The organism is Pseudomonas sp. R28(2017) (genome assembly GCF_002112505.1).
In the GTDB taxonomy this organism is placed as follows: Bacteria; Pseudomonadota; Gammaproteobacteria; order Pseudomonadales; family Pseudomonadaceae; genus Aquipseudomonas.
The window spans coordinates 196,839-221,722 of record NZ_NEHW01000005.1; the positions used below are offsets into that span (position 1 = coordinate 196,839).

At 56.5% G+C, this 24,884-nt stretch carries 19 protein-coding genes; 4 read left to right on the top strand and 15 right to left on the bottom strand.

Annotation, left to right across the window (positions count from 1 at the left end):
• Positions 1-40 precede the first annotated feature (40 nt).
• The 13 genes from CAF78_RS11060 to CAF78_RS11120 form a co-directional block, all read right to left on the bottom strand.
• Entirely contained in the window at positions 41-1,057 is a 1,017-nt protein-coding gene (locus tag CAF78_RS11060; protein WP_085675457.1) for a glycosyltransferase family 4 protein, read from the bottom strand.
• A complete protein-coding gene (locus tag CAF78_RS11065; RefSeq protein WP_085675456.1) occupies positions 1,054-2,019 on the bottom strand; it encodes an NAD-dependent epimerase/dehydratase family protein in 966 nt (321 codons plus the stop codon). Before CAF78_RS11065 ends, CAF78_RS11060 begins: the two co-directional genes overlap by 4 nt.
• Positions 2,016-3,146 carry a glycosyltransferase family 4 protein gene (locus tag CAF78_RS11070; protein WP_085675601.1) on the bottom strand — a complete coding sequence of 377 codons (1,131 nt, stop codon included), beginning with the start codon at positions 3,144-3,146 and terminating at the stop codon, positions 2,016-2,018. The genes CAF78_RS11065 and CAF78_RS11070 overlap by 4 nt, the downstream gene beginning before the upstream one ends.
• A gap of 412 nt (positions 3,147-3,558) precedes the next feature.
• A complete protein-coding gene (locus tag CAF78_RS11075; RefSeq protein ID WP_085675455.1) occupies positions 3,559-4,569 on the bottom strand; it encodes a polysaccharide biosynthesis protein in 1,011 nt (336 codons plus the stop codon).
• A gap of 120 nt (positions 4,570-4,689) precedes the next feature.
• On the bottom strand, positions 4,690-6,198 hold the full coding sequence (murJ, locus tag CAF78_RS11080) for a murein biosynthesis integral membrane protein MurJ (protein WP_085675454.1): 1,509 nt from the start codon (positions 6,196-6,198) through the stop codon (positions 4,690-4,692).
• Positions 6,195-7,532: a hypothetical protein gene (locus CAF78_RS11085; RefSeq protein ID WP_085675453.1), complete on the bottom strand. Its 1,338-nt coding sequence runs from the start codon at positions 7,530-7,532 to the stop codon at positions 6,195-6,197. The genes murJ and CAF78_RS11085 overlap by 4 nt, the downstream gene beginning before the upstream one ends.
• Positions 7,529-8,065 (bottom strand): DapH/DapD/GlmU-related protein, encoded by a 537-nt coding sequence (locus CAF78_RS11090; RefSeq protein WP_085675452.1) that lies wholly within the window; start codon positions 8,063-8,065, stop codon positions 7,529-7,531. Before CAF78_RS11090 ends, CAF78_RS11085 begins: the two co-directional genes overlap by 4 nt.
• Position 8,066: 1 nt before the next feature.
• Entirely contained in the window at positions 8,067-9,260 is a 1,194-nt protein-coding gene (locus tag CAF78_RS11095) for a glycosyltransferase (RefSeq protein WP_085675451.1), read from the bottom strand.
• 77 nt (positions 9,261-9,337) lie between these two features.
• On the bottom strand, positions 9,338-10,360 hold the full coding sequence (locus CAF78_RS11100; protein ID WP_085675450.1) for an NAD-dependent epimerase/dehydratase family protein: 1,023 nt from the start codon (positions 10,358-10,360) through the stop codon (positions 9,338-9,340).
• A gap of 57 nt (positions 10,361-10,417) precedes the next feature.
• Positions 10,418-11,695 (bottom strand): Vi polysaccharide biosynthesis UDP-N-acetylglucosamine C-6 dehydrogenase TviB, encoded by a 1,278-nt coding sequence (gene tviB, locus CAF78_RS11105; protein WP_085675600.1) that lies wholly within the window; start codon positions 11,693-11,695, stop codon positions 10,418-10,420.
• Between the two features lie 255 nt (positions 11,696-11,950).
• The gene (locus CAF78_RS11110; RefSeq protein ID WP_085675449.1) at positions 11,951-13,300 is read right to left on the bottom strand and encodes a Wzz/FepE/Etk N-terminal domain-containing protein; all 1,350 of its coding nucleotides are present in this window, start codon (positions 13,298-13,300) and stop codon (positions 11,951-11,953) included.
• Between the two features lie 155 nt (positions 13,301-13,455).
• Positions 13,456-14,520, bottom strand: a complete 1,065-nt coding sequence (locus tag CAF78_RS11115) for an LPS O-antigen chain length determinant protein WzzB (RefSeq protein WP_085675448.1) — start codon at positions 14,518-14,520, stop codon at positions 13,456-13,458.
• A gap of 258 nt (positions 14,521-14,778) precedes the next feature.
• Positions 14,779-16,767: a nucleoside-diphosphate sugar epimerase/dehydratase gene (locus tag CAF78_RS11120; protein WP_085675447.1), complete on the bottom strand. Its 1,989-nt coding sequence runs from the start codon at positions 16,765-16,767 to the stop codon at positions 14,779-14,781.
• A 467-nt stretch (positions 16,768-17,234) separates the two neighbouring features.
• On the opposite strand from CAF78_RS11120, the gene CAF78_RS11125 reads away from it, so the two are divergent.
• From CAF78_RS11125 to CAF78_RS11140, 4 genes are all read left to right on the top strand, one after another.
• Positions 17,235-18,593, top strand: a complete 1,359-nt coding sequence (locus CAF78_RS11125; RefSeq protein WP_143515038.1) for a lipopolysaccharide biosynthesis protein — start codon at positions 17,235-17,237, stop codon at positions 18,591-18,593.
• Positions 18,583-19,491, top strand: a complete 909-nt coding sequence (locus CAF78_RS11130) for a glycosyltransferase (protein ID WP_085675445.1) — start codon at positions 18,583-18,585, stop codon at positions 19,489-19,491. The genes CAF78_RS11125 and CAF78_RS11130 overlap by 11 nt, the downstream gene beginning before the upstream one ends.
• A gap of 71 nt (positions 19,492-19,562) precedes the next feature.
• Positions 19,563-21,194: a hypothetical protein gene (locus CAF78_RS11135; RefSeq protein WP_143515039.1), complete on the top strand. Its 1,632-nt coding sequence runs from the start codon at positions 19,563-19,565 to the stop codon at positions 21,192-21,194.
• A gap of 197 nt (positions 21,195-21,391) precedes the next feature.
• Entirely contained in the window at positions 21,392-22,753 is a 1,362-nt protein-coding gene (locus CAF78_RS11140) for a hypothetical protein (protein WP_143515040.1), read from the top strand.
• Between the two features lie 51 nt (positions 22,754-22,804).
• On the opposite strand, the gene CAF78_RS11145 is transcribed toward CAF78_RS11140, so the two are convergent.
• Both CAF78_RS11145 and CAF78_RS11150 read right to left on the bottom strand, forming a co-directional pair.
• Complete coding sequence (locus CAF78_RS11145) at positions 22,805-23,932, bottom strand: glycosyltransferase (RefSeq protein WP_085675442.1); 1,128 nt, start codon at positions 23,930-23,932, stop codon at positions 22,805-22,807.
• On the bottom strand, positions 23,929-24,855 hold the full coding sequence (locus tag CAF78_RS11150) for an NAD(P)-dependent oxidoreductase (RefSeq protein WP_158090043.1): 927 nt from the start codon (positions 24,853-24,855) through the stop codon (positions 23,929-23,931). Before CAF78_RS11150 ends, CAF78_RS11145 begins: the two co-directional genes overlap by 4 nt.
• Positions 24,856-24,884 lie beyond the last annotated feature (29 nt).

The window sequence follows — 24,884 nt, forward strand, 5'->3', positions numbered from 1 at the left end:
TACTCTGCAACTTCCGGGTAGCAGCCTCGCGAGCCGGCGCTCAACGCACTTCGGCTTGACCTGCCTTGAACTTGACCGCCAGCAGGATGAGCGGGGCATAGGCCAGCAAAGTGGCTACCCAACCGTCCATAACATCCAAGGCAACGGCACAGGCCAAGGGCAGAAGCCACACCAGGTTGATCAAGAGTACGGCCAGCGTGACCGGCAAATGCCGGCCGTACTGGCGAGTGGCAAATTGATACGCGTGACTGCGGTGTGCTTCGTACACTTTCTCACCTCGCAACAGCCTGTGGATAAGTGTCACGGTCGCATCGACGATGAACACGCCAAGCAGTATCAACCACCCTGGCAATAATTTCGGCTCGACCCAAGCGGCTTGAAGGGAGAGAACCCCCAGTGCGATACCGAGGAAGCCACTGCCAGCATCGCCCATGAAAATCCGAGCTGGCGGAAAGTTCCAGAACAGGAACCCCAGCACCGCACACGCCAGCATCAATGGGCCCCACACCGCCCCGTACGCGCCCACCAGCCAATAGAGCACGGCCCCACCCACACAGGCGCAAATCGCTTCGACACTGGCCAGCCCGTCGATACCATCCATGAAGTTGTAGAGGTTGAGCAGCCAGACCAGATAGAACAGCGCCAATACATTGCCGATCATCCCCAGGTCGAAGGTATAACCGAACACACTCAAAGCCGGCAGGCCACCTAGCCAGAACAACACCCAAGCAGCGCCGGCGAAGTGACCCAGCAGACGCCAACGCGCTGCGATATGGCCATGATCGTCAAGGAAGCCGAGCACGGCGATACCGGTACCGGCGCCTACCAACGCGCAAGCAGGGCCGCTATCGAGCAAGCCGCTCCAAGCCATTACCGGCACAGCAAGCAGAAAACCAATCACGATGGCTACCCCACCGCCACGCGGAGTCGGCACGGTATGCGAGCTTCTGGCATTGGGCACATCGATGATGCTGCGGGCCAGTGCGTAGCGCCGCAATACGCCGGTCATGCACCAGGTCAGCAGCACCAGCACAGGTAGAATGGACCAGTAGATCATGCGCTCAAACTCTTCAGATATTCATGGGCGGTGAGTTGCAAGGCCTTGTCGACACTGAGTGGAGGGTTCCAGTCGAGCAGGTTTCTGGTTTTGGCAATGTCGACCTGCAATGAACCACACAACCTCGCCGCCACGCCTGGGCGCCGCAACGCCGCGGCAGCAGCCTTGAGCATGAAGGCCGGGACGGGTAGCAGGAAGGCTTTGGTACCTAGCGCCTTGGCGGTGCGTTTCAACAGATCGGGCGTTGCCAGATCTTCACCATCACTGACCAAGAACACTTGGTTGGCCGCGCGCGCATGGTGCAAGCAAACCACGATGAGGTCGACCAGATTGTCCAGGGCAACCATGCTCCGCCGGTTGCGGATAGCCCCCAGCGGCAGTGGCAGCTTTTTGTGCAGGCATTTCATCATGGACTGGAAATTGGCCTTAACCCCCGGCCCATAGACCAGCACCGGGCGGATGATCACTACCTGCATGCCGGTTTCGGCAGCCAGTGCGAGCAGTGCTTGTTCGGCCTCAAGCTTTGAGATGCCGTAAGGGTCCGCAGGTGATGGCTCCTCATCAGCCGAGTAAGGTTGGCGATCGTCAGTACCTTCCCCGTTCACCTTGATCGAACTGATGAACACGAAGCGCTGCGCACCTGCTTCGACCGCGCGCCTTGCAAGGTCCAGCGTCCCCTTGACGTTGATTTGCCGAAATTCTGCCAGGGGCTCCTGAGCAACATCATTCATGATGTGGACACGCGCCGCGCAGTGAATAACGGCATGGATGCCATCAAGAGACGGCAGCTCGTGGCGGCCGTCCAGCTCACCAGTCAAGAAGGCCTGAGCCCCTGCTGGAAGTGCCTTGCCGATTAGTCGCAAGCCACCGAGCACTTCGATCTCGGGGTTGCGCAGCAGATGCTCCACCACCCGCGAGCCGACGAAGCCTGTTGCACCTGTAACCAGTACTCGCTGTCTCACTCGTTGCTCTCCAGTGTCCGGTAAACCGCCATATGCTGAGCGACAATACTTTCGATGGCAAAGGCACGCTCGGCCAATGCCCGGCCAGCCCTGCCCATGCGCTGGCGCAGCCCTTCATCTTCAAGCAGGCGCTGAATCGCGTCTGCCAATGCGTATGCATCGCGTACCGGAACCAGCAACCCGGTTACATCAGCCTCGATCGCGTCGCGGCAACCCGGTACATCAGTGGTGACCACCGCGCGCCCGCAGGCAGCCGCTTCAACCAGCACCTTGGGCAACCCCTCCCGGTACGACGGCAATGTCACGATATGCGATTGCCTTAGCACCTCTGCGACATCGGCCCGGTAACCCACACAGTCGACTATACCCTCCGCCGCCCAGCGCTCCAGGTCATCGGCGTCGATGCTGGTGGGGTTACCCGGGTCCGGGTCGCCAACTAATTGGAATGTCGCCCGAACACCACGGCCATCGAGAATGCGCGCGGCCTCGACAAACTCGCTAACACCCTTGTCGCGCAACAGGCGGGCGACCAGGGTGACCACGGGGGTGCCTGGTGCTTCGGGATATGGCAGATACTGCTGCAAGTCCACACCAGAACCGCGAATCAGCACACTCTTGTCATCGGTAATGGCGCCAATGGCAGCCAAGGCTTGTTGATCATCCGGGTTCTGAAACACCGCGCGCAGGTTACGCTTACCCAGCGCCACTCGATAGAGTAGCGTGATGATGTTACGCAGGATCGCCGCCTTTCTACCCCTTGCCATGAACACGAAGCCCAGGCCGGAAATTGCCGCCAGTACACCTTTGACCGGCGAAAGACGCGCAACGATGCCGCCGTACAGAACCGGCTTGATGGTGACGATGTGGAGCACGTCAGGCCGCAACCGCCAGCACAGCAGCCATAGTGAAAACAACGCCTTCAACTCGCTGAACGGGTTCTTGCCACTACGTGTCAGCGAAAGCTCATGGTGCTTGAAGCCGCAACGGGTAATCTCCTCCACTGCCGCGCCATTTCGAGTGGCGACATGTACCTGGTACCCCTGCTCCCTTGCCGACTCTGCGACAGGCAGCCGGTGAGAAAGGAAGAATGCCGGATCATTGATCACCATCAGTAAAACCGCTTTCATGCCACCCCTAATGCCCTTGAATGATTGGCCCGAAAAATTCTTGCATCGCATTGATGCCTTGAATGACCCTGGCGTATATGGGCCTTGTGGTAACGCTGGCCCTTTGTTCTCCCGCACTCTCACGCACAGGTCATTTCCTTCCGGCAGGCAGGTCTGCAGAACAGCAAACTAGGGGCGGATCGACATGTCATTAAGGCAGCCCACGTTGAGAAGGGCTGCCGGCGTTGACCTGTGATGTACCGTCCATGGCCAGAATTGCCGTGCGTCACGTGCAAATGTTGAAACAGCGAAGCTCTCCACGACCCGATCTTTTGCCAGCGCGAGCAATACTAACACCAAGTCTGGGTACGCCTTCTGCAAACTGTTGCATCACCCGGCCGGGCGCCCGCGCCGACAACCCAGTTTCACGAGGTCAGGTGTCGAGTGCCGACCTGACAAATTCGAGTTTCAACAGCAAGGCCTTGATGCCCTCGACATCGAGACGCTCGGTATTGTGGGAAGTGTAATCATCGCCGCTCGTGATATCCGGCTCGCCTTCGACAAAGTACTTTTTGTAATTGAGGTCACGGTTGTCTGCAGGAATTCGATAGTAACGCCCCATGTCTTCGGACTTGACCATTTCTTCGCGGGACAACAGTGATTCATACAGTTTTTCACCGTGTCGCGTGCCGATCACCTTGACCTTTGTCCGCCGCTCAAACAATTGCTGAAGGGCTTCTGCCAGTTCGCCCACGGTCGAAGCTGGGGCCTTCTGGATAAAGATATCACCCTGCTCGGCATGCTCGAACGCGTGCAGCACCAAGTCTACCGAGTCTTCAAGCGACATCAGGAAGCGTGTCATTGACGGGTCGGTCACCGTGAGGTGCTCGCCCTGCTTGAGCTGTTCGATGAACAAAGGGATCACCGAGCCTCGCGACGCCATTACATTGCCGTACCGGGTCGCGCATACTACGGGCCCACCAACCGGGATTGCCCGGGACTTGGCGACCATTATTTTTTCCGCCATAGCCTTGGAAATACCCATGGCATTGATGGGATAAACAGCTTTATCGGTACTGAGCACCACCACCCGTTTCACACCGTTCGCCACAGCGGCGTTCAAAACATTTTCGGTGCCGATGACGTTGGTCTTAACCGACTCCATCGGATAGAACTCACATGAAGGCACCTGCTTCAACGCGGCTGCATGGAAGACGAAATCGACGCCGACCATTCCCTGCGCAACACTTTGGTAATCGCGAACGTCACCGATGTGGAATTTGACCTTGTCATTGCCCAAAGCAATGCGCATGTCTTCCTGTTTCTTCTCATCGCGGCTGAAGATACGAATTTCACGAACACCTGTGTTCAGAAAACGCTTCAGCACGGTATTACCAAAAGAGCCGGTACCGCCGGTGATCATCAAAACCTTGTTATCAAACATGTGCTTCCCATCATGAATAAAGAAAGGAGGCTCGCCACCAAAAAGGCCGAGCGCCCTCTGTCCACCGGTACATCAGACACCCCTCACCCTGTGCATGCGAGGGACCTGCAACAGCAACTTCTACCGCCCGAGCTTACGCTGCGCCCAGCCGATCAGCAGTTTGGTTTCACGTACTCTGCATACGTACAACGCTGCGAAATAACACCCCGCGAAGGGTACGCACAGCCCCAGCCACAGGCTCGACAGGTATGTATCCAGCACGCGCAACAGGGCAAATGCGAAAGCCAGGCATACGATGGCAATGCACAGACTTCCGAGGTTCGGGCGCAACAACGCAATGGCTGCCTCGCGCTTTACGAAATAAGCCCCCAACATGAAGCTCAGGACAGTCGCAAGCACCACCGCCCATGCAAGCCCCTGCAAACCGAAATGTCGGTAGGCAAGCAGGCTGACGGCCAGGTTCAGGAACAGCGACGCAAGCGAGATGATGAACGGCCTAGAGGTATTGCCACGGGAAAAGAAGACGCGATTGAGCAAATCCCGGACCAGGGCGAAAGGAACGGCCAACAGGATCACCGACAAAACGCCCGCGACACTGGCAACGTCCGCCTCGGAAAATTTGCCCCGCATAAACAGGAGTTCGACGATCGGGTGGGCGTAGAAGATCATGAACAGCACGACGGGCAACGCACAGAGGAAGATGATGCGCAGGCAGAGATTCAAGTAATCGTCCAGGCCATCACGGTCATCCCTGGCAACCAGTGCGGCGATCCTTGGGAACAATGTTGCCGTGAGAAACACCAGAAAAATGGACAGGAAGATAAGGTTCAGCTTGCCTGCATACCCCAACACCGAGATGGCCCCGGCCCCGAGTTGAGAGGCAAAGTACACGCCCACATAACTGTTGACTTGCTCGACATAGAAGGACAAAGCCGCCGGAACAAATAGCATCAGCAGGCCTGGCCCTTTTAAAGGCTTGGACAATGCGGCAGGGCTGAGAGCAAAGTAGCTGCGACTAGTCCAGGCATTGACCACCATCAGCAGCAACCAAGCGGCCACGCCCAGGTACAGTGTGTGCGTCAACCCGGACGAAGCACTAAACAATACAAGCCCCAGGCAGAACATCATATTGTTGACCAGCGGTACGATATAACTGGGCAACGGCTGCTTGTGTACGGTCTGCAGTGCATTGAGAAATGCCACCACGGTAGACAACGTAAACGTCAACGCCACAATCCCCAGGTAGTCGCCCGCCAACGCCTTCACCTCGCGGCTCGCTGCGCCTGCAAATAATTCCACAAGTGACGGCGCGCCCACCGTCACCCCGGCGCCCAACATCACAGAGATAGCCAGGAAAAACGTCAGGATACGCGTCAGATTGGCATCTGTCTGGGCACGATCATTACCCGACAGCAAGCGGGAGTACATCGGCACGACCAAGACTGGAATTGTTGAGTACACTGCAATGTACAACAGGGACGCAATTGAGTTGGCCAGGAAGTAACCGTCGGTGACAGCCGACACACCGTAGTAATAGGTGAAAAGAATGTCCTTGAAGAATCCGCTCAGTTTACCGAGCAAGATCAGAAGAAAGGCCAACAGCGCATAACTGAAGAGGCGCACTTTCATTGCTCTGTCGCCTCACCCTGGCGCAACGGCGTGCGCAAGGCAACCGCCCGATTGCGCGAGAGCAGCCAGCCCAGCATCAGCACCACCAACACCATCACTCCCGACAGGCTGTGCATGAGCTGATTGTTGGAGTAACTGAAAACCAGCCCCATCGAAAGGTAGATGAACAGTGGCCCGGAAAAAGGATTGGAGGCGGCCACGGCCTGCAGCCATACTCGCGCATAGGCATAGGCGAAAACTGGCGTGAGCAGCACGACGCCAGGGAATGTAAAGTCCGATGCCATCCAGGCAAACAACGAGTGCCACTTGTCAAATTCCCAACCATAGACTTCGCCGACTCGATACGGATAGGTGTGCTCCAGCACAGCACCGCTGGCCCCCGTGAAAATTTCGACGATTCGCCCGAGCGAGTAGGAGTTACCGACCAGATAAGACCATTCGAAGGGCAATGTCAGGCTCAGGTAGAGCCCGTTGAGGCCATTGGTGAAGTACCCAAGAAAAATACCCAGGGCCAGTGCATAATCTTCACCGACCACACCAATCACCCAGGAATCGTAGTTCCAGTAAACGAGGGGGTGAACTTTTTCGTAGATGTTGTCGATGCTGATGCCAGCCGCTTGATAGCGCTGCCGGAGAATTTCAACGAAGAGGAAGAACACCACACAGCCAAACATCCCACCCACCACCGCAGACCGCAGTTTCACCCGCTGGCGGCGCGCCGCAGCATTGATGGCCAACAGGAAGAAGCTGAAGATCACCAAGTCGCCAAGATATTTCTGTTTGCCTACGCCCAGCACGTTGACCAGCAAATAGGTCATCACGATGAATATGAAGGTGGCTTTGCCAAGACGCCCCATCACCGAGTAATAGTAGAAGCCGAATAGCAACGCCAGGGTAATGAACACCTGGAGGAAGATGTTGAGAATGTAGGCGGCGTCGACCGTCGCCTGGCCGCGCTCATAACCCTCATAACCGGCTACATAGCTTTCACCAATACCATCCAGGGACAAACCGCCGCCGGACGAAATGAACCCGTACCACTGAACCACCGAGGCGATTGCGGCAAACAGCAACAACAGCTTGACGAGGCGGTTGACCCGGGACAACGCGTTGAGCCGCCCAGCCTGGGTATCCACCTGCCGATTGTAATCACCGCGGGCGCCCAACAAGAAACCGACTGCGAACAGCACCAGCATGGGCAACAGGAAAGTCATCAACAGCACGCTGTCCATACCTTTATATTCGATCGGCCCCAGGAAGAAACTGGTGAGCACGAAGACCGAATAGCCGATGTAGATATTGACGGGCAAATAACGGTAACTGAACCATTTCATGGCTTGTTGAAGATCCTTTTATAGGCGTCCACTTTCGCCTGGCCATGCAAATGACCGATCTTCAGAGACTTGGCTTGTGCGCGCTGCAAGAAGTCGTCTGTCTGCCCTACCACCCGCGCCGGGTTGCCTGCAACAATCGCGCCGTCCGCGACTGACCGGGTAACCACCGCATTGGCGCCGACAATGCAATTATTACCGATATTGACGTTGGGCAGAATCAATGCCCCCATGCCGATGAAGACATTGTTACCCACAGTAATTTCACCGGCCAATTCCAGGTCTGGTATCTCAGCCCTGAACGGCAAGGTGGCCCCATCATGGCACACGAAATGTGCGTTGATACTGATGAAGACATTGTCGCCCAAGGTCACCAGATAAGGCTCGGAGCTAAACATGGCGTAGCTCGAACCATAGATGGTAACGCGCCCTTTCATATTCACCCCAATGCGTCGGGCATAGGCGCTTGGATCGTAGGCTGCATAGAACCTCCGAAACGGTACAGTGAATACCTTGGAAAGTCTGCCAAGCCCCATCTCAAGCTCCTACTTCTTGCATGAATTCAGCCACCTGCGGCCGATAATTGTCATAATGGAAGGTCTTCGATTCAAACGCCTGCTGCTTCATGGTGTCGATCTCGGCACGCGTCATCCCCAAAAGTGTCTCTATCACCCTGAGCTCGTCGCCAGGCTTGGCGAGCACCACGCCGGCGCTGTCGGCAAAAGACTCCAGGCTGGGCATCTGGTTGGAAACGACCGGCGTCCCTGCACTGATCGATTCGGCCAGCTTGGACGGGAACCCGGCAAGCGTGACGCGAGTACGGTCACGGAAAAAAATGCTGAAATCACTGCCGGCTATGCAGTCCAACACCTGGTGGTTAGGCTTGCGCCCATGAAATTCCACGCACGCCAGCATCTCACGCAACATCTGTTCGTGCTCCGGGAACACCCTCAGGTAGTCGGTTTGGGTAATACCGTACACATCGAACCTGAACGCGCTGCCTTTACGGTGCAAGGCATGGAACAGTTGGATGCAAGTATCCAGCCGCTCCTTCAGGTTGGTACGGGAGCGGTTGACCTTATGTACATCAAACGGCGAACCCACGTAGATGAATCGCACGGCACGCTCTTCGGCTATCAATGGCGGTGCCTTGAAGCGGTTGCCATCGAACAGCGTGGGTAATTCCACGGTCGCCTTTCCCCGACGCTGGTAAAAATCCGTCAGGTAGCGACTGGTGGTAATGACCCCTTGGCTACGAGGGTGCACGACATGCATACGCAAGGTGGTGTCGACATACTTGATCAGGCGATAGGAAAGGCTGCCACCCGTGGCGTCGTACCACTCTGTCGCATCAGCCAAGGCTTTGATATCCAGGCGGCGGCAGGCCTGCTGGATTCGCAGGCTGGCCACTGCCGGATAGTTGTAGCAAATCGCTGCCACCGGTTTTACATCGCGCTCTGCATTGAGCAGATCGACCACCTCAGGCAACCCAACTAGATATTTCAACCATGCCAGGGTCCCGTTTGGGTAGGGTACTGCCCAGCATTCGAACCCGGAGTGAACGGAGCGCACAGCAGCGGAGCCGACCGGCAATGTGGTGTCGATCCCAATGAAGACCACCTCGTAGTCAAGGTTGCGCAGGATCTTGCCATTGGCCAGCACCCTCAGCGCCGCAGCATTCCTGTCTGGCAGTTCAAACCCGCCGATGTAGAAAACGGTACCCTTGCTCATATCTTCCCAAGCTTCCAATCAGTCCGGCAGCGCCTTTACCCGCTCGCCTGCATCCCTATGCCCTGCAGGCGGCGACTTCACATCAGCAAGTTGATGTACCAAGGCATCGCCTTCTGTATCCCTTCCTTGATATTGAACTGAGGCTCATAGCCCAGGAGGTTGCTGGCCTTGCTGATGTCGGCCTGGGAGTGGCGCACATCCCCCTCGCGGAATTCTCGGTACAGTGGCGCCTTGGTATAAGGAGCACCATTCTCGCCCAGGGCCTGCGCCAGATAGGCGAAAAGATCGTTGAGCGTCGTCCGGCCTCCCACGGCGACGTTGAACACCTGATTCTGCGCAGCCAGCTCGCTGGTAGCAGCCAGCAGGTTCATCTGAACCACGTTTTCGATGAAACAGAAGTCACGACTGGTTTCTCCATCACCGTTGATATACACATCGGCCTGCTCCAACATTGCGGACGTCCACTTGGGGATTACCGCTGCGTAGGCGCCGTTTGGATCTTGCCGCTTGCCGAAAACGTTGAAATAGCGCAAGCCGATGGACTGGAAACCGTAGGTACGGGCAAACACTTCAGCGTAAAGCTCGTTCACGTATTTAGTCACCGCATAGGGTGACAATGGCTTGCCAATACGGTCTTCGACCTTCGGCAACCCTGGATGGTCACCGTAGGTAGAACTGCTCGCGGCGTAGGTGAAGCTTTTTACCTGCGCATCCCGAGCGGCGACGAGCATGTTCAGAAAGCCGTCGATGTTGGTGGCATTGGTCGTAATAGGGTCATTGATCGACCGCGGCACCGAACCCAGAGCAGCTTGGTGCAATACATAATCGACCCCCTCGCAAGCCGTGTGGCAGTCCTGCAAGTTGCGAATATCACCTTCGATGAAATCGAAGGCTGCCCACTGTTCGGCGGTGACGTGCTGCTTCACCTCATCCAGATTGTGCTGATGACCGGTGGCAAAGTTGTCCAACCCTCTTACCCGCTGCCCCAGAAGGAGCAGGGTTTCCAGCAGATTGGAACCGATGAAGCCGGCGACGCCAGTGATCAGCCAGGTCCGTGGCGTCAATGGCAATTCAGAGACGAGCGTCTGGTAAGCACTCATGTAGGCACCTTTAATTGATATCAATCGAGCAACTGAAAACGACGAGCGCGCACCAAATCACAAACGCAGGTCACTGGCGGCTGCTGGCAGCAAGTATTTGAGGTCGTACAGCACATGGTCTGGTTTGCCCAGGACGCGAATGGCATGCTCACCCATCTCACTGAACTGCTCATGTGCGACCGCAAGGATCACAGCATCGTATGTGGAATGGTCTGGCATCTGTACCGGAGTGATGCCGTATTCGTGCTCAGCCTCTTCCACGCTGACCCATGGATCGAAGACATCCACCTGGACGTTGTACTCCTGCAACTCCCGGTAGATATCGACCACCTTGGTGTTACGCAAATCGGGGCAGTTTTCCTTGAACGTCAAGCCCATGATGAGCACGCGAGCGCCATCGACATGAATCTTGCGTTTGAGCATTGCCTTCACCAACTGCGAAACCACATAGGCGCCCATATTGTCATTCAGCCGGCGCCCGGCCAGGATGATTTCCGGGTGATAGCCGAGGCTTTGAGCCTTGTGGGTCAGGTAGTATGGGTCGACACCAATGCAATGCCCGCCCACCAGGCCCGGACGGAAAGGCAGGAAGTTCCACTTCGTGCCTGCCGCCTGCAATACGGCCTCGGTATCGATCCCCATCTTGTTGAAAATCACTGCAAGTTCATTGATCAGTGCGATGTTCAGGTCGCGCTGGGTGTTCTCGATGACCTTGGCGGCCTCAGCCACTTTGATGCTGCTGGCCTTGTGCGTACCGGCAACGATGATTTCCCGATACAGCTTATCCACCGCTTCGGCAACCTTGGGGGTTGAACCGGATGTGACCTTCTTGATGTTGACCAGACGGTGCTGCTTGTCACCCGGGTTGATGCGCTCCGGGCTGTAGCCCGCAAAGAAGTCGCGATTGAACACCAGGCCCGATACCCGCTCGAGAACCGGCACGCAATCTTCCTCGGTGGCACCGGGGTAGACGGTAGATTCGTAAATTACGATATCGCCCGCCTTCAGCACTTTGCCGATGGTCTCGGAAGCCTTGATCAGTGGCGTCAGGTCGGGCTGGTTATATTCGTCGATGGGCGTTGGCACGGTGACAATGAATACATTGCAATCACGCAGCTCATTGATGTCAGCGCTGAAGCTCAGCTTCTTGGCCTCTGCCAGTTCGCGGTCGCTGACTTCCAGCGTCGAGTCGTGGCCTTTGCGCAAGGCGCCAATCCGCGCTTGGTTGATATCGAACCCCACCACCTCGCGTGTTTTTCCAAACTCCACCGCCAGGGGCAGGCCAACATAACCCAGACCAAGAACCGCGAGCCTTACGCTATCCATTGAGTGCATGTTCATTCCAAGATGTTTTACGAATCCAAGCAGGACGGTATCCAGGCAAGCCGGGTCACGTCCGACAACAACTCCCAGCACATCGAATTTTGTAACGACATGTAATTGGCGAGTTATAATTCGGTTGGTTAATTCACCCGCCACTGCGCAAGCGGAAGCTCGTTCACAAACAGGCAGGCCATGTCATGTATCAGAGTGCAGCAGGATTTCACGGTAGCCGGCATTAACGGGTAATACCGGCTCCAGGCCCTACACTTAAACTTTGGCGGAAGGCAGCACTTCTGCAGGCAAGATTTGCGCAACTGGCAAAATTTCGCCGCGCAGTGCCTCGTTCTCGCGCATGCGCATGCGCATGGCATGGCGAATGAGCACGAAGACCATGCCGATCAGCACGCCGATCGCCAGCCCCATGGCAATGATCAGCGACTTCTTGGGGAACACCGCGCGAAGCGGTTCAACTGCAGCTCTGTCCACGACCACCAGGCGCAGGTCGCTCATGTCAGTGTCGATGCTCAGCAAGCGCCCACGCTCTGCGCGCAAGCCCTCGATATTCTTGAGGAACAGTTCGTCGTTCTTGCGCTGCTCAAGGGCTTGAATCTTCCGGTTCTGCTCCAGCATCAGCAGTTCCTTGCGAATTTCCGAAACACGCGGAGATACAAAGTCGTCAGACGATCGATTGCGCAGCGCCTGTTTTTCCGCTTCAAGCGCATCGGTACCCATGAAGTAAAGCGGGATCTGCTGGTTGTTGATTTCGGTACGAATCACATTCCCACCACTGTCAGCCTCACTCATCCCCATGGAGGATGGCGTGCTCGGCTTTTTCAGGCCCAGCGTGCGGGCAATCGATATCGCCTCGTTCAGCAACGCAATCCGATCATCACGACGCTGCTTCAGCTGAACCCTGAGGGCGCGTAGCTCATCATTGAGCTGGGCACGCTTCAGGACATCGTCCTCGCGCAGCACGGCAATTCGGCTTTGTTTGTTGGCTTCATAATCGACCCGGACAACGGCCAGCTGACCATCCACTTCCTTGACCCGGTTGTCGATAATGACCTTGAGATCCTGGGAGATCTGCTCGCGCTCCTTCTGTACTGCATACTGCACCAAGCCGTTGAGTACAGCCTTGCCGTCGACACCGGCAGGATAGCGCATGTCCACGCCGATGAACTTCGCCAACAAATTGGTCTTCTTCGGGTCAGGCTGTACGACTTTCAGCGCATTGCGGTTGAAATCCTCAAATGCCTGCTCCTGGGTCCGGCCTGATTCGAGGTAGGCTGCCTGCAGCTCCTCGTTGGTGCGGAAGTACCCCAGCCGCGTGTCATAGCTGTCGAGCGAAGCTCCCAGCCGGTTGAGCGCTTGCTCCGGCGGCAGGGTGTAGATGTTGGTGCGGTTCAACGCATCCAGATCATTGATGGCGGCAGTGCGCAACAGCGTGCTGACTTCATATTCTGGCGTGACGAGGAATGCGTATGCCGCAGCCACCAACCCTGAAGCTGCAACAATGGTGGCGATCTGGGCCTTTTTACGCCAGATCACCTGCAAGAGTGCAAGGAGGTCAACTTCGTCACGAACTGAAACGGAGGGAATCGAAGAAATGCTAGTCACGCTTAAGCCTGCCAGTGAGTGAGTCTCCCCACGGGAAAGGCAAGACAACGCCGGCAATAGACAGGCGGAACCCTCCCTGGCCCGAATGGATGGAAGCCGGCATTATGCCATTTCTAGCATTTACTGACCATCGAAACGTGACAGTCAGGTGACCGTCACGTCGCCATGACACGTCCCCGTCGCCACCTACCTGCTTGAATGTCACGCATGACGGCAACAATCCCGCCCAGCACGACACCCAACAAAAGAGACATGGTGACTACCAAAACCCTGTTTGGACGGACTGGCCGGTCAGGAGACTCGATTGCCCCATCCTGGCGATATACTGCGATGACTTCAGGGTCGACACGCAACGAGCGATAGAAACTGATGGATTCCTGGCGTTGACGCAAATCATTGATGAACGGGTCATCCGACTGACGCGCGCGCAGGTTTTCAATTTCCGCTTCCAGCGCCTTGGCACCACGCATATAGACCAATGATCCATCCATGCCAGCGGATACTTCGCTGGAAAGGCTATTGGAAATGATCGGCGGCTTCTCAAGCCCAACCGACTCGGCGACTTTCAATGCCTCGTTAAGCTGAACCAGTTCATCCTCACGCTGCTTGCGTGCGCTCTCTCGGGCGGCGGTGATCTGCTGCTCAAGGTTATCCGCCCTGACAAGTGCATCGGCCCGGGCATCCTTGATCACTTCCCGCTTTGCCCGCTCACCTGCCATTTCAAGATAACGGACGACCCATTGCGCAGCGCTTTGGGAATCGGGGTTATTGGCAATCACCACAAAGCGATCTGGCGCCTGCTTACTGGCCGGCCCGACCGTCAGTGTTTCCTTGAATTTGTTGTACAGCGCATCCTGCGAGTCATGACGCTTTTTTTCGGACAGGCTCGGCAGGTAATACGTCCGAAAAAACTCTCGACGCAAGGACTCTGACTGCAGATGGCGAAGATAGACACTGTAGACTTCCTTGACCGAGAACGAACTCAAGCCACTACCACCTCCGCGGCCATACTTCAGCTGAGCAATGTCGTTCTGCGAAGGCGGTTGCACGAAGACCTTGGCCTCGTAGACCGGTGTTGCCAGAAGAACGTAGGCACCGGCGCCTGCCGTTACCAACGCGGCAATGAGGAGGACTAACAGCTTTTGCCGCCAAATACCTTCCACCAGCTCGAACAGATCGATTTCATCACTCTCGATCAGGCGTGCATGATCACTCTGCATGTGTTCCGATTTTCCTTACTCTGAACGCTCTACTGCGCAGCAACATCGGGGGAGCCGAGCGCCGCCTGCAAGCCCTGGCAACCCACAGGCCGCGTACGGGCATGTGTCGCATCAGGTCGGTAGTAGAGGGGATCGGTGCAGAGAAGTTCCCCGCCTATTGGCGACGGGGAGTGCAAGCGGCCCATATGCAGGGCCGTGGTGACTTCGAGTACAACGCTTGCTAGCAGGCGAATCCGGCTTGCCTGCCCGCTCCTGAGATTATGGGTCAAGGCGCCGCTGCTGGTAGATCCAGTCGACGATCTCACCATCTGGTGAATACCCGCTGACTGTCTCGCGCAGAATCTGGCGCACCCGGGCGAAGTCTTCGGCAGCCACAGCTGCCAGCAATTCAACCAAACGCTCCTTGAGCACATCCCAGGGCAGGTAATCCTCACTGGCACTCATGATCATCGGATGCCGCGTGGCCAGGACATTGTCGCCTATCAGCAACTCCTCATACAGCTTTTCGCCAGGCCGCAACCCGGTGAACTCGATGGCGATATCGCCCGACGGGTTACGCTCGGAACGAATACTGAAACCGGAAAGGTGAATCATTTTTTCCGCCAGCTCGACGATCCTGACCGGTGCACCCATATCCAACACGAACACGTCGCCACCCTGCCCCATGGAGCCAGCCTGGATCACCAACTGAGCGGCCTCAGGAATCGTCATGAAATATCGCGTGATCTTCGGATGGGTAACAGTCAGGGGCCCGCCCGCCTTGATCTGCTTGTGGAACAGTGGGATCACCGAGCCGGATGAACCCAGCACATTACCGAAGCGCACCATGGTGAAGCGTGTCTTGTTCACCTGCGAAACATTGCCCCCATCACCGAACAGCACGGGTGCAACTTCACGACTGAGCGCCTGCAAGGTCATTTCCGCCAGACGCTTGGTACTCCCCATCACGTTTGTCGGGCGTACGGCCTTGTCGGTGGAGATGAGCACGAAGTTCGAGACCCCTGCCTGCACTGCCGCCTGGGCAGTGTGCAATGTGCCAATGACATTGTTCAGTACGCCTTCGGCAATGTTGTGCTCAACCATCGGCACGTGCTTGTAAGCCGCTGCGTGATACACAGTATCGACGTGCCAGGCCGTCATGATGTCGAGCAACTGTCGCTGATTGCGCACCGACCCCAATATTGGAATGAGCTGCGTCGCCAGCGACTCCCGGGCAATACGTTGCTCAAGCTCGGAAAGTATGCTGTACAGATTGAACTCGCTGTGCTCGAACAACAGCAACGTGCGAGGTGCCTGCCCAAGAATCTGCCGGCACAATTCCGAACCGATTGACCCCCCGGCCCCCGTCACCATGACCGCCTGCTCGACGATGCAATGCTCCAGCAGGTCATGCTGTGCAGGCACGGCATCGCGCCCCAGCAGATCGGCAATATCGACCTCCTGAATATCATCGACCTTTACCCTGCCGCTCGCCAGGTCCATGAAACCGGGGATACTGCGCACATGCAGCGGAAAACCTTCGAGAAAATTGAGGATTTCACGACGCCGGGTACGGCTTGCCGAGGGAATGGCCAAGAGAATCTCCTCTGCCCCGGTAGCATCGATCATCTGTTGCAACCGTTCAGGCTGATAGACCTGCAAGCCAGAAATCACGCGATCACTGATGCTATGGTCATCGTCAATGAATGCCACCGGGCGCATGGCCCTGTCCATCCGCAGGGCCGTGGCCAGCTGATTGCCCGCAGCACCCGCACCATAGATGGCCACCTTGGGCAAGCCATTGTCCCGACTGGCGAAAGGCACATGCTGGGCAGCAGCGGCGAACCAGTCACCCAGAAAATATTGACGCATTGCCAAGCGCAGACCACCGATCAGGATGAGGCTCAGCCACCAATAGTTGAAGGTGATGGAGCGCGGCACCACATTTTGATGATTGCTGGCCCAATAGATGATGAAGCCGAGGATCAGCGCCGACAAGGTAACGGCCTTGATGATGGCAATCAACGCATCGTTGCCGAAATAGCGCATGACCGCCCGATACAAGCCAAATCGAATGAATAACGGAATAGCCACCAAAGGCGCGCAGACGAATAACCACGTGTGATCGATAATCGGATTGGCCAGATCATCGATGCCGAGGCGTACCACAAATGCCAACCACAAGGCCGCCCATATCAATACGGTATCGGCCACCACCTGTAGCAAGCGCTTATGCCGACGAGGCAGCCCCAGTAATTTTGCGCGCACCTTCCATCCCCCTGAAACCGTTCCTGAATGCTCTGAATCACACGACCATTATCACTTTAGTGCGATTTTTCACTTACTACCTGCAGCACACCACTCCCTATCTCGTCGATGAGAGCAGGCGAAAAAGCAAATAAATCTCATTAACATCAACCTCTTATTGTTGGTGTGTGTGCAGACAATAGCAATGAGCGCATCTGGATAATTAACTGTCATCTGTAGGATTTTTCGACAGATATTGGCAACTGAAGAGAACAATCAATAGGCTCCAGCGGGCCACTATAAAGGCAGAAAGGCCGAATCACTTCAAGCCGCAACGTCAATACAGGCAAAAAAAACGGATGCACCTCTGGCGATCTGAGTGATGACCAATAGCCATCACCGTCAATCGATCGTGGACACGATCAGCAAAACCAAACAGAATCCGCCAATTCAATCAGGTAGCAACAAGCGTCATGTCGATAGGGAAAGTGAACAACGCGCTGTCATCACCCGTGGCTGCCAGCATCGCTGCAGTGTTCGGACGCTTTCTGCTATTGGGTTCAGGCGCCCTGACAGGCATCATCATTCCGATGACCATGCCGCAGACGTCAGTCGGCCTGTTCTTTCTCGCTCAATCCATCATCGCCGCCCTTGCCACGCTAGGCCAGCTCGGTTTGAGCATCACCGCGCCTGCCTGCATTTCCATTGCCCAGGGTCAGCGTGACAGCGGCAAGGTCAAGCAGGTCATTCGGCGCACCCTGCTCATTGCTCTGGTCTCTACAGTCACGCTGGCTATCGGCTTCAACGTCTTCATGCATGTGCTCTCACGCTATGAGGGCGCGGAACTACTGCAACTGCTTCAGCACCTGGCACCTCTGGTATCGGTCAGCATGCTGCTCGCCGCCATGACGACGATCCTTTCGGAGCAGCACCGCGCCCTTGGCCATTTTGTCCAGGCCAGCTTCCTGATCACCGGGGCAAGCCTCGCCAGCGCGGCAACCGTTATTCTTGCCTGGCGCGGCGAATTCCATCTCGATCTCGACATCCTCCTGCTTGCAGGGCTGGTCGGCGCTGGCTGCACGACCTTGCTGGGCGCCTACAGCTTGAGGCACTGGTACCGGGCACAGCCTGGCAACAGCCCCATCACGCCAACCTGCTACCGAACACTCCTGCACGAAACGCGCCCCAACGTCACCACCACCGTGGTGCTCTTTGTCATGTCACAAGCGGACTTGTGGATCATCGCATGGTTTGGAGACACCGCAGGCCTGGCCATTTATGGCTTGGCATCGCGCCTGGCGGCACTCGTGCTCATACCATTGGCAGTGATCAACACCGTGGTGGCGCCATCGATCGGTAGAATTTGGGTTCGCGGCAAGAAACGCTACCTGCAACGTGTCCTGGGGGTCGGCGCTGGTGCAGCAACGATCCTTGGCCTTGCCGGGTATCTTCTGTTCATGCTCAGCGGTAAGTTTGTGCTATCGCACGTGTGGTCCAGCGAGTATGCCGAGGCCTATTACATATTCGCCATACTCGGGGTATCGCAACTCACACAGACGTATGCAGGCACTGCTGGGTTCGTACTGATGATGCTGCAGAAGCAGCATGTCGCCATGCGAATTTCGGTAGCCAGCGGAGTCTGCATGATAGCCGCTGGCCTGGTGGCGATGTGGCTGTATGGAATCATCGGTTTGGCCGTGATATACAGCCTCGGTGGGGCATGCCAGTCAGTGGCGCAAATTCGTTGCGTCAAGCGAATATTCAATTTGAGCACTACCGCAGATTACAACTCCCTGCGCCGGTTCGTGCGCTTCTATTACCGTAAAAAGGTTTCTCATGGACGCTAGCAGCAGCGCAAAGCCCAAGGTTTCGATCATTATTCCTACCTACAATACCGGGCGTTATGTGCTGGATGCTATCGACAGTGTCCTGCAGCAGACCTATGACGATATCGAATTGATCGTCGTCGACGACGGTTCTACCGATGAGACGCCGCAACTGCTTGCACAACATGCGGGCAACTTCACACGCTACCGCCAAACCAACGCCGGCCAGAGTGCGGCGATGAACTTCGGCTGGCAACAGAGCAGCGGGCAATTGCTGGGTTACCTGAGCGCCGATGATCGCCTTCACCCTGAGGCAGTCGAGACCATTGTCGCGGCGATGCAGCAGCGCCCCGAAGCCGTACTGGCCTATCCGGATTTCTGTGTGATCGATGAGCATTCGTCGCTGGTCCGCACTGTTCAGGCGCCCGACTATGAAGAGCGCCTGTTGATAGCCAATTTTCAATGCCTGCCAGGGCCTGGCGCGCTGTTTCGTCGAAAGGTTTGGGAACAAGTGGGCGGCTGGAACACAACATTGCGCAATATCCCGGACATGGACTTTTTTCTGCGACTTTGCCAGCACGGGCCATTCACACGCGTCGCCAGCGCGCTCGCAGATTTTCGCATCCATTCCGGTTCGACCACTTATAACCCGTGCAGCGCAGAACGCTCTGACGAACCGGTACGTGTGATAAAAAGCTTTTACCAAGCACATAATCTCTCGCCCTCCATCCTCGGCTGGAAGCGCAAGGCGGTAGCCAATGCACTGATGTTGTCCGGCTTCATGCACGGTTTCTCAGGGCGCTACACGCTGTTTTGGGCTCGCATGGGGAAAGCCGCACTGCTCCATCCGTCGTCACTGCTGTCACGCAAAATGGCCAGCTATGTGTTGACCCTTGTCCGGCCCAAATCCAAAGCTTGAAATAGCTGTCTTCAGCCACCTCGAACACGCGAACGCGCCCTTTGGGTTCATGCAGTATCCGGAGCACTTCCATGAATCAACACATGCACTCGCACTTGTTGGGCAGCAGACCAGTGCAGTTCATTGCAATTCTCGTGGTAGTGGTGGCAACGCTCGCCGCTGCAGTCAATTACCCTGCCGCGCTCGGCCCGCTGCTTCTCAACGGCGTACTGACCACCCTGCTTGTGCGAACCGTGCTGACCAATCGCAGCAGCTTTTTTTCCTTTTTCCTGCTGGCATTCTTGATACTGGGTTGCTGGGCCAAGCTGGTCCTGCACTTCATTCTCGGTACCCAATTCATTGAACCGATTGGCGCCTTTGACGACTCGCCGAGTGCCTGGAACACCTGCTTGGTCGCATTGAACACAGCCTTCGCCACGCTCTTGACCTGCCAGTACATTGCGTCCCGGACGTTGCACTGGACGAACCATGAGCGCGCTATCAATACCGAATCCCCGCTGCTGCGCCCTGCGATGTGGTTCTGCATTGTGGTCACCTGCGTGGCCCTCGCCCTCAATTTCAAATACGCTATTCTGAAGGTGGGCACCGAACCCGGACTGAGATTGAACAGCTATCTCTATGTGCTGGTGTCATTCATGGTTGCCTGGGGCAACCTGATCCTCCTTGCGACGGTTGGCTACTGGATGGTCAGGGCGCGCAAGCTTGGCTTGGAGAGCCTTTTCTACATCCTCATCCTGGAGGGGGCGGTCACGGCCGTGTCCATGGGCAGCCGAGCACAGATGATCCTCCACGTGGCCGCTCCATTTGTGGTCTACCTTACCCATGGCCGCGAGCTGGTGAGCGCCCTGCGCCCTGCTCAGTGGCTGCGAATACTACTGGTGACGGCACTTTTGTTCGTCGCGTCCATACTGCTGGTGTCCGCCGATCGCCTTCACTCGTTTGCCCAGGCACGGCCGATCAACAGTGCAAGCATCGCGGAGAATGTGCTACTTGCCCCCCCTTTAAGCCAAACGGCTAGTGCTGATGAGCGATTGCCGCTTGCGCGCCTTGAGCTGTGGGTGGCTGCTTCGGAAGACGCGACCCTAGCAACCACAGCCTGGCTCGCGCCGGGCGCTCCCGTACTGCGCATGGCTACGGCAACACCCCAGCAGGCAAGCGCTGCACCGCAGGCGGCAGAGATAACGCCAGCACGTTGGAAAGGCATGCTCATGGAGCTAAGCAAGCTGATAGTAGACAGATGGGTAGGTATCGAGGGCGTGATGGCAGTAACCAGCCATGTACATACCGGGTGGCCGCTATTTGTCAGTAGCCTCGGTGAACGGCCGGAGAGCGGTACTCAAGCGATTTACCAGCGCATGTCCGATGCTCAGTATGCTACCTACGAAAACTTTACGTTCATGACCATTCCCGGCCCCATAGCAATCTTGCTTTACAGCGCAAACTACACCGTGCTGGTAGCAGGCCTTGCATCGCTGTTCCTTGCAGGAATCCTGGCAGAATGCCTGGCAAGGAAACTGGTAGGCAATATCTTTACGCAGGCGGCCGTGGGCGTGGCCCTCGCCTACCTCGTGGTGCAGATGAACTTCCCGCGAGTTCAGTTCTTCTTCCTGTTGGAATTGCTTGGTTTCATCGTAGGGCTTTACCTTGCACGCCTTACCCTCAACATACGGGCGCCAAGTGCGGCAATAGCGGGAAAAGCCTGAAAGCCCAGAAAGCCCAGAGGCGTGATAGCAGGCCCGATTTTTGATAATTGCATCAAGTATTCGCAATCAGATCAAAATAATTGTGCACGTTAGCATCACCCGGCTGTCACAGATGAGTTACTCAACTTTCCAAGCCAGCTGCACGTAACGCCATCCGGCAAAACGTGCCCGGGCATGATCAGGCAGATCCACTCACAATGAAAATTGCTCTTCGGCATCATCGCGTAGGCGCTTCGCTCGATACGGCCCTCTCGCCGTTGTTCGCATTGTGTGCCTGGATAACGCTACACCCCTATTTTCTCTGGCACTCACTACGCCATATGGCAATTGCCGGCGCGCTATCAGGCTGCCTGGCAATCCTTGCCCTCATGCAGGGTGATCGCCCACGCCGAAGGGAGCTGCCCGGTTTCATCTTGATCTGCCTGTTCGTGCTGTACATCAGCATGCTACCCAAAGTCGACGGAAGTACTACACGGTGGTATTTCGTATTGCCAACGATTCTGGCCCTGTCAATCTTCTCGGACGAGCGTCGAGGCAAGGTTCTGCAGTGGTTTGGATGGATATTCGCGGCCAGCCTGGTGCCAGGCATCCTTGTTTCCATAGCGGCCATCCTTGGCGTTGCGCCGCACATGGAACGGATGCCACTGCTCAACCCGGAAATGGCTGCGCAAGGCGGGGCGTACCTACATGCGCCTGGAGCCCTGCTGCTCTCGGGCAACAACCTCTCGTTGCCTTGGGGCGGTGAACTTTATCGGCTCTGCGCGGTGTATGACGAGCCTGGCATGGTTGGCACGATCGCGGCGTTTCTCCTGGCGGGCAATCGGTTCCGCCTCAAGCCTCTGTCATGCCTGGTGATATTCCTCGGGGGTCTGCTCTCCTGCTCCCTGGCGTTCATCATCATGGCATTCATCGGCTTTGTGTTTCGCTTGCTGTATTCCAGGTCGCTCCTGACGTTACTACCGCTAGCAGTGCTGGGCCTGTTCGGGCTTCTGATTCTAGGCATCGTCAAACCCAGCGCTCCGCAACCTGTCAGCGAGGTGCATGTCGAAGTGCCCGCGAAGCAGAGACAAGTGTCCCCTGCGATTGCAGATGAGCGTACGGCCACCAGCCCCCCTGCTCCTTCCCCCGAACTCGCGCCTACGCCCAAAAATGAGCAACATCTTCGCCAGGTTCAGTACATCAATAACCGCTCCCTGCCGGAAATGGACAAGTTGCTCGAACGTTATCGCAACGCGGACACCAAAGGCCTGCTTTTTGGTTTAGGCGCCGATTCCAGCGTTGTCTATGGTGGCGTATCTCAAGTTGTCACACGCCTATTGACCGACTACGGTCTGATAGGCACGTTCTTGTTCGCCGTGAGCATGATCAGCCTGACCTTCGCCATCATCAGCAATGCCAAGCGCAAGCTATGGGTTCTGCTCTTCTTCGCGTTATTTGCCCTGAGCATCTATCAACGACCCATCGTCTGGATGCCCTATGCACTGACGATGTTCATTTGCAGTGCCACCTTGGCGGGGAGGCGCAGGTCCGAACCTGCCGCAGTGCACGTTGCAAGCTGACTCAGGCAACGTGTATCGGCCCGAACAACGGGCCGATACTATCGTTACACTTCACTTCATCATTGAGCCCGTGCGTAGCAAGCGGGCGAATTGTTGAAGCATCTTTTGTACCGTGACAGTCCAGGTGTAGTTCTGCAGTACATACGTTTTGAGCCGCTCACCACGCTGGGGGAGTTCATCAGGCTGAGCCAGCATGCCCTGCAAGCCTGAAGCGATACCTTCGACACTGGCCGGTACGACCATGCCACCCTGTACCGCTCCGACCTGGTCGAACCCGCACGTATCGGTGAGCAGCACAGGCAGCCCGACTACACCGGCCTCAAGTGCTACCAGCGACATCGCCTCGGACCGGGACGGAATGACCAGCATCATCGCCTTTCGGTAAGCAGTCGTCCTCTGCGCCTCATCAAGAAACCCGATGAAGTGAATCTGACGCTCTAACCCAGACGCATCGACCAGCGCCTTGAGCTCCTTCTGCATGCCAAAGTCCGGCCCAGCCATGACCAGCGGGTAACGGTGGGCTGCTGGTGTATCAACATATGCCTGAATCAGCAGATCAGGCCCTTTGACGGGCGCCAGCCTGCCCATGAACAGAATGAATGGTTCGTCGGGAACCAGGGTGCTCACCGCCGATGACTGTTCAGGCTCCACGACTGCATTGCACACAATTGGAATGTCGGCTTCGTCAACACTTGCCACCTTGGCGATCAATTCTCGCTCGAGGGCAGTGATAGCGATGAAACCTGAGGCAGCCTTTATCAACCACCGTCCTACGCAAAAATGGAAAGCTTTCTTGATCCGCTGCGGCGAACCGATCGAACTGAACTCACCAGCCGGACACAAGATGAAAGGTCGCCTGCAAGCCATCGCCATGAACCCCATGGCGACGCTCAGAAGGTTCCAGTAGCCCATGATGTGTATCACGTCAGCCTCACGTATCGAACGCCAAGCTCGCACTGGGTTCAACAACGGCAGCGGAAACCTGCGGCCGACGCAACCCGTGATGTAATAGCTCACGCCTTGCGCCTTGAACTCATGCTGCCACGAGTTGCCAGACATGGCCCAAACTTCACAGGCACTCCCGGCTTTTGCCATGTGCACAGCCAGATGTCGCGTGCGTTCGGCAGTACCGCCACCCAACTTTGCGTCAAGCGATATATTGACCAGCAAGACTCTCATGCAGATGCCCTCAGCACGGTCACATAACGCTGTAACTGCAGGTTGAAATCTGCTGCCTCAGGTTGGCCCCATTCGGCCAGCCGAGTTTCGCAAAAGCGACGCATGGGGTTGACGTTGCTGATCTTGCGCATACGCAGCAGCACCGCCAGCGCTGCGGGCGGCAAGTGCGGCAAACGGCCTAGCGATGGCCGAGCAAATGCTTGCAACAATGCATCCTGCAAAAAACCGAAGTTATTGTCAGCACACGCATCATCGGTAACCAACACCACTTCGCCCTGACGAATGAGGGGAACCTGCGATACGAACAGCAAGGTTTGCACCACCCGCTCGACACTGACCAGGTGCATCCTTCTTTGCCCATAAAGCAACCTGCGCAACGCCAGCTTCCAGAGCGGAGCGTGAGCAACTTCATCGACGAACGACGTGATGTTCATTCCCCCCACTCCAAAAACCGCACCTAACCGCAATACCAGCGCCTCAAAGCCTTCCGCCGGCACATTGCGAACCCGTGCTTCAGCTGCTGCGTGCTCCCGCTCATAGGGAGTACGCGGCTCAATAGGCGTAGAAGCATAAACGACTGGATCCGGTGCCGAGCCAAATACATCAATGCTCGAGACATGCACATAGCGCTTGATTCTCGCGCCCTTGCAGGCTTCGAGAATATTGGCAATCGCCCCATCGAACCACCCACTGCCATCAGGCCTGAGTAAGTTGATGACCGTACAACCCGGGGACAAAATCGAATCCAAGGAGTGTGTTTCATTGACGTCGAAACGCTCCACCTGGACCGAAGATGCAATCAGCCAGTCAGGCTCACTGCGGTGAACTGCGTAAATCATCTCGGCGTCCGCGAGGCTGCCTTTACAGGCGAGCAAGTGGCGCCCGACAAAACCGCTTCCTCCAATTACCACCAGCTTCTTCATGTGTCGTGAGTTCTCCATTCCGGTGGCCT

Coding starts and splice junctions, on each gene's coding strand:
- CAF78_RS11060 (WP_085675457.1), bottom strand. CDS start 1,057: ATGATCTACTGGTCCATTCTACCTGTGCTGGTGCTGCTGACCTGGTGC.
- CAF78_RS11070 (WP_085675601.1), bottom strand. CDS start 3,146: ATGAAAGCGGTTTTACTGATGGTGATCAATGATCCGGCATTCTTCCTT.
- CAF78_RS11075 (WP_085675455.1), bottom strand. CDS start 4,569: ATGTTTGATAACAAGGTTTTGATGATCACCGGCGGTACCGGCTCTTTT.
- murJ (WP_085675454.1), bottom strand. CDS start 6,198: ATGAAAGTGCGCCTCTTCAGTTATGCGCTGTTGGCCTTTCTTCTGATC.
- CAF78_RS11085 (WP_085675453.1), bottom strand. CDS start 7,532: ATGAAATGGTTCAGTTACCGTTATTTGCCCGTCAATATCTACATCGGC.
- CAF78_RS11090 (WP_085675452.1), bottom strand. CDS start 8,065: ATGGGGCTTGGCAGACTTTCCAAGGTATTCACTGTACCGTTTCGGAGG.
- CAF78_RS11095 (WP_085675451.1), bottom strand. CDS start 9,260: ATGAGCAAGGGTACCGTTTTCTACATCGGCGGGTTTGAACTGCCAGAC.
- CAF78_RS11100 (WP_085675450.1), bottom strand. CDS start 10,360: ATGAGTGCTTACCAGACGCTCGTCTCTGAATTGCCATTGACGCCACGG.
- tviB (WP_085675600.1), bottom strand. CDS start 11,695: ATGCACTCAATGGATAGCGTAAGGCTCGCGGTTCTTGGTCTGGGTTAT.
- CAF78_RS11115 (WP_085675448.1), bottom strand. CDS start 14,520: ATGCAGAGTGATCATGCACGCCTGATCGAGAGTGATGAAATCGATCTG.
- CAF78_RS11130 (WP_085675445.1), top strand. CDS start 18,583: ATGGACGCTAGCAGCAGCGCAAAGCCCAAGGTTTCGATCATTATTCCT.
- CAF78_RS11135 (WP_143515039.1), top strand. CDS start 19,563: ATGAATCAACACATGCACTCGCACTTGTTGGGCAGCAGACCAGTGCAG.
- CAF78_RS11140 (WP_143515040.1), top strand. CDS start 21,392: ATGAAAATTGCTCTTCGGCATCATCGCGTAGGCGCTTCGCTCGATACG.
- CAF78_RS11145 (WP_085675442.1), bottom strand. CDS start 23,932: ATGAGAGTCTTGCTGGTCAATATATCGCTTGACGCAAAGTTGGGTGGC.
- CAF78_RS11150 (WP_158090043.1), bottom strand. CDS start 24,855: ATGAAGAAGCTGGTGGTAATTGGAGGAAGCGGTTTTGTCGGGCGCCAC.